Annotated in this window: 10 protein-coding genes; all 10 read left to right on the forward strand. The window is 70.7% G+C overall.

The window, feature by feature from the left end; translation table 11 throughout:
* Window positions 1-77 precede the first annotated feature (77 nt).
* Window positions 78-1,331, forward strand: coding sequence for a glycosyltransferase family protein (locus JL100_RS28505; RefSeq protein ID WP_202684503.1), 1,254 nt, complete (start codon window positions 78-80; stop codon window positions 1,329-1,331).
* Between the two features lie 17 nt (window positions 1,332-1,348).
* A complete protein-coding gene (locus tag JL100_RS28510; protein WP_202684504.1) occupies window positions 1,349-2,578 on the forward strand; it encodes a glycosyltransferase in 1,230 nt (409 codons plus the stop codon).
* A 15-nt stretch (window positions 2,579-2,593) separates the two neighbouring features.
* Window positions 2,594-3,718 (forward strand): glycosyltransferase family 4 protein, encoded by a 1,125-nt coding sequence (locus JL100_RS28515; RefSeq protein WP_202684505.1) that lies wholly within the window; start codon window positions 2,594-2,596, stop codon window positions 3,716-3,718.
* Window positions 3,715-4,299 carry a histidine phosphatase family protein gene (locus JL100_RS28520; protein WP_202684506.1) on the forward strand — a complete coding sequence of 195 codons (585 nt, stop codon included), beginning with the start codon at window positions 3,715-3,717 and terminating at the stop codon, window positions 4,297-4,299. Before JL100_RS28515 ends, JL100_RS28520 begins: the two co-directional genes overlap by 4 nt.
* Window positions 4,300-4,534: 235 nt before the next feature.
* Window positions 4,535-5,131, forward strand: a complete 597-nt coding sequence (locus JL100_RS28525) for a hypothetical protein (RefSeq protein ID WP_202684507.1) — start codon at window positions 4,535-4,537, stop codon at window positions 5,129-5,131.
* A complete protein-coding gene (locus tag JL100_RS28530; protein ID WP_202684508.1) occupies window positions 5,128-6,306 on the forward strand; it encodes a glycosyltransferase family protein in 1,179 nt (392 codons plus the stop codon). Before JL100_RS28525 ends, JL100_RS28530 begins: the two co-directional genes overlap by 4 nt.
* Window positions 6,303-7,085: a polysaccharide deacetylase family protein gene (locus JL100_RS28535; RefSeq protein WP_202684509.1), complete on the forward strand. Its 783-nt coding sequence runs from the start codon at window positions 6,303-6,305 to the stop codon at window positions 7,083-7,085. Before JL100_RS28530 ends, JL100_RS28535 begins: the two co-directional genes overlap by 4 nt.
* Window positions 7,073-7,618, forward strand: coding sequence for a hypothetical protein (locus tag JL100_RS28540; protein ID WP_202684510.1), 546 nt, complete (start codon window positions 7,073-7,075; stop codon window positions 7,616-7,618). Before JL100_RS28535 ends, JL100_RS28540 begins: the two co-directional genes overlap by 13 nt.
* Window positions 7,615-9,507, forward strand: coding sequence for an ABC transporter ATP-binding protein (locus JL100_RS28545; RefSeq protein WP_202684511.1), 1,893 nt, complete (start codon window positions 7,615-7,617; stop codon window positions 9,505-9,507). Before JL100_RS28540 ends, JL100_RS28545 begins: the two co-directional genes overlap by 4 nt.
* Window positions 9,504-11,414, forward strand: a complete 1,911-nt coding sequence (locus JL100_RS28550; protein ID WP_202684512.1) for an ABC transporter substrate-binding protein — start codon at window positions 9,504-9,506, stop codon at window positions 11,412-11,414. The genes JL100_RS28545 and JL100_RS28550 overlap by 4 nt, the downstream gene beginning before the upstream one ends.
* Window positions 11,415-11,439 lie beyond the last annotated feature (25 nt).

Below are 11,439 nucleotides of genomic sequence, written 5' to 3' on the forward strand. Positions count from 1 at the left end.
GATGGCATTGACCCCTATGGGTTCCAGGCTTCACAGGTTGGCCGAACTGCCGGAGTGGACACCGTGAGCAACCGCACATGAGCAACCGCATCGGGCCAGGCCGGGAAGACATCCGGGAACAGGTGCGCGAGCACAGCCGCGTGCTGATCTACAGCCACGACACCTTCGGCCTCGGCCATCTGCGCCGCTGCCGGACCATCGCCCATGCCCTGGTCGAGCAGCACAAGGACATGTCCGTCCTGATCCTGTCGGGGTCGCCGATCATCGGCAGCTTCGATTTCCGCAGCCGGGTCGATTTCGTCCGGATCCCCGGGGTGATCAAGCTGCGCAACGGCGAGTACACCTCGCTGAACCTGCACATCGACATCGAGGAGACGCTCGCCATGCGGGCGTCGATCATCCGCCACACGGCGGAGATCTTCGATCCCGACCTGTTCATCGTCGACAAGGAGCCGCTGGGCCTGCGAGGCGAGGTGCTGGAGACCCTCCAGGTGCTCAAGGCCCGGGGCACGCCCCTGGTGCTCGGCCTGCGCGACGTGATGGACGAGCCGTCGGCCCTGGGGCCGGAATGGGAGCGCAAGAAGGTTATGCCGGCGCTCGACCGTCTCTATGACGAGCTGTGGGTCTACGGCCTGCCGCAGATCTGCGACCCGCTCGAAGGCGTCCGGGTGCCGCCCTCGGTGCGCCGCAAGATGGTCTATACCGGATACCTGGAACGGAGCGCCCCGGTCCACCCCGCCCTGCCCGACATGCCGGACGAGCCGTTCATCCTGGTCACGCCCGGCGGCGGCGGCGACGGCGAGGACATGGTGGACTGGGTCCTGCGCGCCTACGAGCACGATCCCAGGCTGCCCCACCGCGCCCTGATCGTGCTCGGCCCCTTCATGCAGCGCGAGCTTCAGAACGAGTTCGCGGCGCGGGCGGCCGCCTTGCCCAAGGTCGAGACGCTGACCTTCGAGGCCCAGCTCGAAAGCCTGATGGCGAAGGCGATCGGCGTCGTCGCCATGGGCGGCTACAATACCTTCTGCGAGATCCTGTCGTTCGACAAGCGGGCGCTGATCGTGCCGCGCATGGTGCCCCGGCGGGAGCAGTATATCCGCGCCAGCCGCGCGCAGGAGCTGGGGCTGGTCAGCATGCTGCCCGACGACGGCGTGCGCGATCCGGGCGCCATGGCGACGGCGCTGCGCCAGCTGCCGCAGCAGCAGGTCCCCTCCGACGTGATCGTCCCCGGCCTGCTCGACGGGCTGGAGAACGTCAACCGCCTGGCCACCCGCCATCTGGCGGAACCTCGCCGCCCCGCGCGCCGCGCCACCCTGCGCCGCAGGGCCTGACCCATAGGCTGTTGATCTTGACTGTCTGCGTCGTCGTCAAGGGCTGGCCCCGGCTGTCCGAAACCTTCATCGCCCAGGAACTGGTCGGCCTGGAACGGCGCGGGGTCGACCTCGCCCTGTTCTCCCTGCGCCACCCGACCGACAAGACCGCCCACGCGCTGCACCATCAGCTCCGGGCGCCGGTGACCTACCTGCCGGAATATCTCCACGACGAGCCGGCCCGGGTCGCCCGCGCGCTGGCGGCCGCCCGCGCTCTGCCGGGTTGGAGCCGGGCGCGGGCGGTCTGGCTCCGCGACCTGGCGCGCGACCGCACCCGCAACCGGGTCCGCCGGTTCGGGCAGGCGGCGGTGCTGGCCGCCGAGCTGCCGCCGGGCACCAGCGGGATCTACGCCCATTTCCTGCACACCCCCGCCAGCGTCGCCCGCTACGCCGCCCTGATGCTCGGCCTGCCCTGGAGCTTTTCCGCCCACGCCAAGGACATCTGGACCATTCCCGAGTGGGAGAAGCGGGAAAAGCTGGCCGAGGCGCGCTGGGGCGTCACCTGCACCCGCCTCGGCCATGCCCATCTGGCAGAGCTGGCGCCCGCGCCCGGCCGTGTCCAGCTGCTCTACCACGGGCTGGAGTTCGACCGCTTTCCGGCCGAGGTGCCGGCGCGGCCTCCCCGGGACGGCGGCGACCCGGCCGACCCGCTGGTCCTGCTCTCGGTCGGCCGCGCGGTGGAGAAGAAGGGGTTCGACGTGGCGCTGGAAGCCCTGGCGAGGCTGCCCGCCGGCCTGCACTGGCGCTGGGTCCATATCGGCGGAGGGACCGGGCTGAAGACCCTGAAGGCGGAGGCCGGACGGCTGGGCCTCGACGGCAGGATCTCCTGGCGGGGCGCCCAGTCCCAGGACGTGGTGATCCGGCATTATGCCGAGGCCGACCTGTTCTTCCTGCCCAGCCGGCTGGCGCGCGACGGCGACCGCGACGGACTGCCCAACGTGCTGATGGAGGCCCAGGTCATGGGGCTTCCGGTGGTCGCGACCCGCATGGCCGCCATCCCCGAGCTGGTGGTCGAGGGCGAGACCGGCATCCTGGTCGATCCCGGCGATGCCGCGGGCCTCGCCGAAGCCCTCGCCGCCCTCGGCCGCGATCCCGAAGCGCGCCGGCGTCTGGCGGCGGCCGGCGCCAGCCGCGTCCGCGGGCGGTTCAGCGCCGGGGCCGGGCTCGACCATCTGGCCGGGCTGCTGACCGCCGGCGGTCCGGACTAAGGGGACCGGCCCGGCATGCGGATCGCCTTCTACGCTCCCCTCAAGGCGCCGACGCACCCCACGCCCTCGGGCGACCGCCGCATGGCGCGGCTGCTGATGGCGGCGCTGCGCCATGCCGGGCACCGGGTCGATCTGGCCTGCACCTTCCGGAGCTGGGACGACGGCGGCAGGCCCGGCCGGCACCGGCGCCTCGCCGATCTCGGCGGCCGGCTGGCGGGCCGGCTGGCGGACCGGCTGCGGCACGACCCGCCCGACCTGTGGTTCACCTACCACCTCTACCACAAGGCGCCGGACTGGCTGGGTCCCGCCGTCAGCGAAGCGCTGGGCATTCCCTACGTGGTCGCCGAGGCCTCCTTCGCGCCCAAGCAGGCCGGCGGCCCCTTCGCCCTAGGCCATGAAGCGGCGGCGGCCGCCATCGCCCGCGCCGACGCCGTGATCTCCCTCAACTCGGCCGACGCGGAGTGCCTGCATCCCCTGCTCCGGTCGCCCGGCCGGCTGACGCTGCTGCGCCCCTTCGTCGAGCCGCCGGCCCCGCGCGACCGCGCCGTGGACCGCGCCGGCCTCGCCCGCTCGCTGGGGCTGGATCCGGAGGTGCCCTGGCTGCTGGCCGTCGGCATGATGCGGGGCGGCGACAAGCAGCGTTCCTTCCGCATCCTGGCCCGTGCCCTGGAACGGCTCGGCGGTCACGACTGGCGGCTGCTGGTCGTCGGCGACGGGCCGCGCCGGGCCTGCGTCGAGGAAAGCTTCGGCCGCGTCGATCCCGGCCGGCTCCGCTTCCTGGGCGCGCTGCCGCCCGACCGGCTGGCCGCCTGCTACGCCGCCGCCGACCTGATGGTGTGGCCGGCGATCAACGAGGCCTACGGCATGGCGCTGCTGGAGGCGCAGGCCGCCGGCCTGCCCGTCGTGGCCGGCCGCACCGGCGGCGTGCCCGACATCGTGCGCGACGGCTCGACCGGCCTGCTGGCCCCGGTCGGGGACGAAATCGCCTTCGCCGACGCCATCGCGGCGCTGCTGTCCGATCCGGCCCGGCGAAGCGCCCTCGGCCGGGAAGCCGCCCGCGTCGCGGCGGCCGAGCACGGCTTCGACGGCGCGTCCCATACGCTCGATACCCTGCTCCACAGCCTCGCAAGGTCCCGATGACCGATCTTCTCATCCTGCGCCACGGTCCGACCGCCTGGAACACCGAGGGCCTGATCCAGGGACGCACCGACATCCCGCTGTCGCCGGAAGGCGAAGGCGTCGTCCGCGCCTGGGTGCTGCCGGACCGGCTCCGCGACCGGACCTGGGCCGCCAGCCCGCTGAAGCGCGCCCTCGCCACCGCCGCGATACTCGGGCTCGACCCCGTGCCCGACGCCCGGCTGGTCGAGATGGACTGGGGCGCCTGGGAAGGCCGGACCCTCGCCGGCCTTCGGGCCGAGCTGGGCGACCTGATGGCGGCGTGGGAAGCGCGCGGCCTGGACTTCCGCGGCCCGGGGGGCGAGAGCCCGCGCGAGGTGCAGGACCGCCTGCGTCCCTGGCTGGCGGAGACGGCCGCCGCCGGCCTGCCGGCCGGCGCCGTCGCCCACAAAGGCGTGATCCGCGCGATCTATGCCATGGCCACATGTTGGGACATGACGGACAAGCCGGTCCATAAACTCCTCGACGGCTGCGCCCACCGCTTCACCCTGGCGGCGGACGGCACCCCCACCGTGGCCGAGCTGAACATCGCGCTGGAGATTTGACTAAATTCCTATTAATATGTATGCTGGCGGCATCGCAGGGGCTTGGAAAATGATGACATCCGCTGACATTCTCCGCCTCCCTGCCGCCCATTCGTCAGAAACCGTAGGTCGGGTAGAGCGAAGCGGCAACCGACACCCAAGCGCCGGCTTACGTCTGGTGCCGCTTCGCTCTACCCGACCTACGTCGCCGACGAACCGCCACGGCACCGACGCCCCCATTTCATCATGGCCGGACTTGATCCGGCCATCCACGCGCAAACTCCGCAACGCCGGTTTGCACGTGGATGCGCGGGTCAAGCCCGCGCATGACGAAGAAGGAAATGCTTGGCGCCGTGAAGTCTTCACCCAGCGAGAGGCAGGCACCACCACCCCCTTCTCGTCATGGCCGGACTTGATCCGGCCATCCACGCGCGAACTCCGCAACGCCGGTCTGCGCGTGGATGCGCGGGTAAACCCCGCGCATGACGAGGAAGGAAATGCTTGGCGCCGTGAAGTCTTCACTCAGCGAGAGGCAGGCACCGACACCCCCTTCTCGTCATGGCCGGACTTGATCCGGCCATCCACGCGCAAACTCCGCCGCGCCAGTTTGCATGTGGATGCGCGGGTCAAGCCCGCGCTTAACGAGGAAGGAAATGCTTGGCGCCGTGAAGTCTTCACCCAGCGAGAGGCAGGCACCACCACCCCCTTCTCGTCATGGCCGGACTTGATCCGGCCATCCACGCGCGAACTCCGCCACTCCGGTCAGCGCGTGGATGCGCGGGTCAAGCCCGCGCATGACGAGGAAGGAAATGCTTGGCGCCGTGAAGCCTTGCCATGGCCGGCCGGATCATGACGAATCATGACGTTCGGCCCCCCCTGAAGGCCCTCGTATGGGTGCAGCACCTGCTCGGCATCGGGCATGTCCGGCGGGCGGCGCTGATCACCCGCGCCATGGCGGCGGCGGGGCTGGACGTCACGGTGGCGTCCGGCGGGTTCCCGGTCGCCGGCGTCGATTACGGCGATGCCCGCGTGGTGCAGCTGCCGCCGGCCCGGTCGGCGGACAAGAGCTTCAAGCGCCTGGTCGGCGAGGGCGACCGGCCCCTGGACGACGCCTGGCGGGAACGCCGCCGCGCGGCGCTGCTGGAGCTCGCGGACGCGGTCGATCCCGACATCCTGCTGCTGGAAACCTATCCCTTCGGCCGGCGTGCGTTCCGCTTCGAACTGCTGCCGCTGCTGGAACGTCCTCGGCGCCCCAGGGTCGTCGCCGCCTCCGTCCGCGACATCCTGGTGGCGAAGGACGATCCCGCCCGCGAGGACGAGATGGCCGACGTGGCGCGGCGATACCTGGACCTCGTGCTGGTCCACGGCGACCCCTCCGTGGTGCCGTTCGACGCGACCTTCCCGCAGGCGCACCGGATCGCGGACCTGATCCGCTACACCGGCTACGTCGCCCCGGCCCGCGCCCCGGCCCGCACGCCGACCCGCCCGGCCGCGAAACCGCACGGCGGCGGCGCCGGGGAGGTGATCGTCTCGGTCGGCGGCGGCGCCGTGGGATTGCCGCTGCTGCGGACCGCCCTGGCGGCGCGCCCGCTGACACCCCTGGCGTCATCCCCCTGGCGCCTGCTCGCCGGTCCCGACATCGGCGAGGCCGACTTCCAGGCCCTGCGCGACGGCGCCCCCCCCGGCGTGACCGTCGAACGGGCGCGGCCCGACTTCCCGGAGCTGCTGTCCCGCTGCGCCCTCTCGGTCAGCCAGGCGGGGTACAACACGCTGATGGACCTGATGCAGGCCCGGTGCCGCGCCGTGGTGGTGCCCTTCGCGGCCGGGAACGAGACGGAGCAGACCGACCGCGCCCGCCTGTTCGAGCGGCGCGGATTGCTCCACATCCTCCCCGAGGACGGGTTGACGCCGGAACGCCTGGCCGAGGCGGTCGGCCGCGCCATGGCGGCACCCCCGCCCGCCGGTTTCACCCCGGATGTGGACGGCGCCGCCACCACCGCCCGGCTGCTGGTCGAGGCCGCGTCATGACGAATGATGACATCTGGGCCGCCCTGGCGCGCGAACTGGACCTGTGGGCCGAGGCCGGGCGGACCGCCACCCTGTGGTGGCGCGACGACGACGCGGTTTCACCTTCCCCCGCCCTGGCCCGCCTGCGCGACGCCGCCACCGCCGCCGACGTGCCGGTGGCGCTCGCCGTGATCCCGGCGGGTGCCACGCCGGAGCTGGCGGAGGAACTGCGGCGCTGGCCCGGCGCCTCGGTGCTCCAGCACGGCCTGTCCCACGCCAACCACGAGACCCCGCCGTCCAAGAAGACCGAGCTGGGTCCGGCCAGGAGCGTCGAGGCGGTCCTGGCCGACCTCGCCGAGGGATGGCGGCTGCTGCGCCCCTTCGATCCCCTGCCCGTCCTGGTCCCCCCGTGGAACCGGATCGCGGCGGAGGTGGCCGCCCGGCTGCCGGCCATCGGCTATGCCGGCCTGTCCACCTTCAACGCCCGGCCCCGCCCTTGTCCCGTGCCTGGACTGGTCCAGGTCAACACCCATGCGGATGTCATCGACTGGCGAGGCGGCGGCGGTTTCGCCGGGACGGAGGCCGTGATCGGGGCCATGGTCCGCCACCTCGCGGCGCGCCGGACCGGCGCCGCCGATCCGGACGAGGCGACCGGGCTGCTGACCCACCATCTGGTGCATGACGACCCTTGCCGCCGCTTTCTCGACCGGTTCCCGGCCGCCGCGTCGGAGCACCCGGCCGTCCGCTGGCTCGGTGCCCCCGCCCTTTTCAGGAGTCCCTCCTTCAGGTGTCCCCCGTGAAACAGTTCCGCTATCCGGCTCCCCCCCTGTATGGCGACTATGCCCGCGCCGCCGCCGGGCTGGCGCTGACCGGCATTCCGCCGCTGCTGGTCCCGCTCAGCCCCTGGGTCGCGGTACCCATGATGATGGCGGCGGCCCTTTTCGTGGTGTTCGGCGCCCGGACGGCCCAGCGTCACGCCACCGTCATCGAAATGGACGATAACGGGATCAAGGCCCGCGGACCCTTGGGCGGTTCGATTTCGTGGGAACATTTGGCTCAGGTACGTTTAAACTACTATTCTACTCGTCGGGATCGCGGCCTCGGCTGGATGCAGCTCAAGCTCAGGGGCGCCGGTTCCGGGGAGACCGTCCGGCTCGAATCGACTCTCGACGGCTTCGACGAGATCGCCGAGCGGGTGGCGGACGTCGCGTGCAGGAAGGGGATCGGGATGACCGAGACGACGATCAGCAATTTCGCGGCACTCGGCATCGACGCCGATCCGCAGGCCGGCATGGATGCCCCGGGCGTGCGGACGGCGCGCTGGTCCCGATGACCGACCTGCTGAGCGTCCGCGACCTGCATGTGGAGTTCCGCGTCGCCGAGGGCGTGATCCATGCCGTGCGGGGGATCTCGTTCAGGGTCCGGCCCGGCGGCACGGTGGCCCTGGTCGGTGAGTCCGGCTCCGGCAAGTCGGTGGTCGCCCAGACCATCATGGGCATCCTGCCCCGCCCCGCCCATATCACGCGCGGCGAGATCCTGTTCGCCGACCCCCGCCTGCCCGGAACCGTGGATATCGCCAGGCTCGATCCGGAAAGCCGGGCCATGCGGGCGATCCGCGGCGGCAACATCTCGATCATCTTCCAGGAGCCGATGACCTCGCTGTCGCCGCTGCACACGGTCGGCGACCAGGTGGGCGAGGCGGTCATGCTCCACCGCGACGCCGGCAAGGGGGAGGCGCGCGAGTTGACCCGCGACATGCTGCGGCTGGTGGGCTTTCCCGATCCGGCCCGCGCGCTCGACACCTACCCGTTCGAACTGTCCGGCGGCCTGCGCCAGCGCGCCATGATCGCCATGGCGCTGATCTGCCGCCCGGCGCTGCTGATCGCGGACGAACCGACCACCGCGCTGGACGTCACGATCCAGGCGCAGATCCTCAAGCTGATCCGCGACCTCCAGGGCGAACTCGGCATGGCGGTGCTGATGATCACCCACGACCTGGGCGTCGTCGCCAACGTGGCCGAGGAAGTGATCGTGATGTACCGGGGCGAGGTCATGGAAGCCGGCGAGATGCGCGACATCTTCGCCAAGCCGAGGCATCCCTACCTGAAGGCGTTGCTGCGCGCGGTGCCGCGCTTCCACATGGAGCCGGGCGAGCGGCTGGTGCCGATCCGGGAGATCAAGTCGGCCGGCGGCAAGCTGCTGGAGAAGACCCGGGAACCCTGGCCGACCGGCGCCGACGCGGCCGGCCCGCTCCTGGCCGTCTCCAGCATCAGCAAACGGTTCGAGACCGGCGGCACCGGCTGGTTCAACCGCAACCGGACGGGCGCCGGCGTGCTGGCGGTCGACGATGTCAGCTTCGAGATCCGCCGCGGCGAGTGCCTGGGGCTGGTCGGCGAATCCGGCTGCGGCAAGACGACCCTGTCCAAGATCCTGATGCGGGCGCTGAAGCCCGACACGGGGGCCATCCTGTTCAACGACCGGGGCCGCCTCGTCAACGTGCTCGACCTGGAGGACGACGCCCTGGTCGCCTTCCGGCGCAAGCAGCAGTTCATCTTCCAGGACCCGTTCGGCTCGCTCAACCCGCGCATGACAGTGTTCGACATCGTGGCGGAGCCGCTGGTGATCCACGGCATCGGCGACGACGAGCATCGCCGGACGCTGGTCAAGGAGCTGATGAACCTGGTCGGCCTGGACGTGCGGCACCTGAAGCGCTACCCGCACAGCTTCTCCGGCGGCCAGCGGCAGCGCATCGGCATCGCCCGCGCCCTGGCCCTGCGGCCCGACCTGCTGATCTGCGACGAGCCGGTGTCGGCCCTGGACGTGTCGATCCAGGCCCAGATCCTGAACCTGCTGAAAGACCTCAAGGAGAAGCTCGGGCTGACCTACCTGTTCATCTCCCACAACCTGGCCGTGGTGGACTATATCGCCGACCGGATCATGGTGATGTGCCGGGGCCGGATCGTGGAGGTGGCGACCCGCGCCGCCCTGTTCCGCAATCCGGTGCATCCCTATACCCGCGCCTTGCTCTCGGCCGTGCCGGACCCCGATCCGGAATGCCGGCTCGACCTCGAGATGCTGGGCGAAGGCCGCGCCTCCGATCCGGGCGCCTGGCCGGCACCCTTCACCATCGACGGCACGGCCCAACCCGGCATGATCGACGTGGGCGACGGCCACCTCGTCCGCGCGACCGCCCGCCCCGCCCTCCTGGATCTGGCATCATGAGATTCCACCGCATCCGCGCCGGCTGCCTGGCCCTGGCCGCGATCACCTTCCTCGCGACGGTCCCCGCGTCCGCTGCGGTCGAGACGCCCTTCTTCGCCGAGCAGGTCGCCGCCGGAAAGCTGCCGCCGATCGGCGAGAGGCTGCCGGCCGAACCGAGAGTCGTGACATTCGATGACGATGGCGCGCAGCAGGGCCAGCCGGGCGGCGACATGAACATGCTGATGGCACGGGCGAAGGACGTACGCATCATGTTCGCGTACTTCTATGCCCGTCTGATGACGTACACCACGGACCTGACGCTCGAACCGGACATCCTCCGCTCGATCGACATCGAGGACAACCGGGTCTTCACCCTCCATCTCCGGCCCGGTCACCGCTGGTCGGACGGGTCGCCCTTCACCGCCGAGGATTTCCGCTATTGGTGGGAGGACGTGATCCTCAACAAGGACGTGCCGCCCTTCGGCGCCCCGCCGGAGATGCTGGCCGGCGGCGAACCTCCCGTTTTCGAAGTGCTGGACGAGACCACGGTACGCTATACCTGGAACAGGCCGAACCCGCTGTTCCTGCCGGCCCTGGCGGCGGCACGGCCGCTGGAGATCTTCGGTCCCGCGGCCTACCTGAAAAAGTTTCACGTGAAATACGCCGACCCCGCCGAGCTGAAGGATCAGGTCAAGGCGGCGGGGCAGAAGAGCTGGGCGCACCTGCACAACCGCATGGACAACGCCTACGACAACGACAATCCCGACCTGCCGACCCTCCAGCCCTGGATCAACACCACGGCGGCGCCGGCCGAGCGGTTCGTCTTCGTGCGCAATCCCTTTTATCACCGGGTCGATCCGGCGGGCAACCAGCTCCCCTATATCGACCGGCTGCTGGTGCAGATCGCCGACGGCAAGATCATCCCGGCGAAGGCCGGGGCCGGCGAGGCCGACCTCCAGGCGCGCTATCTGCGCTTCGACAACTACACCTTCCTGAAGCAGGCGGCGAAAAGGAACGGCTACAAGGTCGACCTGTGGAAGACCGGCAACGGCGCCCATCTGGCGCTGTTCCCCAACCTCAACGCGGCCGATCCGGTCTGGCGCGACCTGTTCCGCGACGTCCGCTTCCGCCGGGCGCTGTCGCTCGGCATCGACCGCGACGAGATCAACCAGGCGATCTATTACGGCCTCGCCAAGCCTTCCAACAACACGGTGCTGCCCCGCTCGCCCCTGTTCCGGCCGGAATACCGGGACGCCTGGACCCGGTTCGACGTGCGCGAAGCCAACCGGCTGCTCGACGAGATGGGGCTGAACAAGCGGGGCGGCGGCGACATCCGGCTGATGCCCGACGGGCGCGCCATGGAGATCATCGTCGAGACGGCGGGCGAGAGCACGGAGGAGGTGGACGTCCTGGAACTGATCGCCGACAGCTGGCGGAAGATCGGGGTCAAGCTGTTCACCAAGCCGTCCCAGCTGGAGGTGCTGCGCAACCGGATCTATGCCGGCCAGACCCTGATGGCGATCGGCAAGGGCGTGGACAACGGCATCCCCACGGCCGACATGGCGCCGGCCGAGTTCGTGCCGATGGACCAGAACCAGTACCAATGGCCGAAATGGGGCCAGTTCTACCAGACCGGCGGCACTGCGGGCGAAAAGCCCGACCTGCCCGCCGCGGTCGAGCTGATGGACCTGATGGGGCAGTGGCGGACGGCGCCCGACACATCGGCGCGGGCGGAGGTCTGGCACCGCATCCTGGGCATCCATGCCGACCAGGTCTTCACCATCGGGCTGGTCAACGGCACCCTCCAGCCGGTCGTCGTGCGCTCCACCCTGCGCAACGTGCCGGACGAGGGGATCTTCAATTGGGACCCGGGCGCCCATTTCGGCATCTATCGGCCGGACACCTTCTGGTTCGCCAAGCCGGGATGAACCGCGGAACGATGATCTGACGACG

This window comes from Skermanella mucosa (assembly GCF_016765655.2).
Lineage (GTDB): Bacteria > Pseudomonadota > Alphaproteobacteria > Azospirillales > Azospirillaceae > Skermanella > Skermanella mucosa.

What these genes read in the sequence shown, in the direction of transcription:
- JL100_RS28505 (WP_202684503.1), top strand. Translation starts at nt 78, where the DNA reads ATGAGCAACCGCATCGGGCCAGGCCGGGAAGACATCCGGGAACAGGTG.
- JL100_RS28515 (WP_202684505.1), top strand. Translation starts at nt 2,594, where the DNA reads ATGCGGATCGCCTTCTACGCTCCCCTCAAGGCGCCGACGCACCCCACG.
- JL100_RS28520 (WP_202684506.1), top strand. Translation starts at nt 3,715, where the DNA reads ATGACCGATCTTCTCATCCTGCGCCACGGTCCGACCGCCTGGAACACC.
- JL100_RS28530 (WP_202684508.1), top strand. Translation starts at nt 5,128, where the DNA reads ATGACGAATCATGACGTTCGGCCCCCCCTGAAGGCCCTCGTATGGGTG.
- JL100_RS28535 (WP_202684509.1), top strand. Translation starts at nt 6,303, where the DNA reads ATGACGAATGATGACATCTGGGCCGCCCTGGCGCGCGAACTGGACCTG.
- JL100_RS28545 (WP_202684511.1), top strand. Translation starts at nt 7,615, where the DNA reads ATGACCGACCTGCTGAGCGTCCGCGACCTGCATGTGGAGTTCCGCGTC.
- JL100_RS28550 (WP_202684512.1), top strand. Translation starts at nt 9,504, where the DNA reads ATGAGATTCCACCGCATCCGCGCCGGCTGCCTGGCCCTGGCCGCGATC.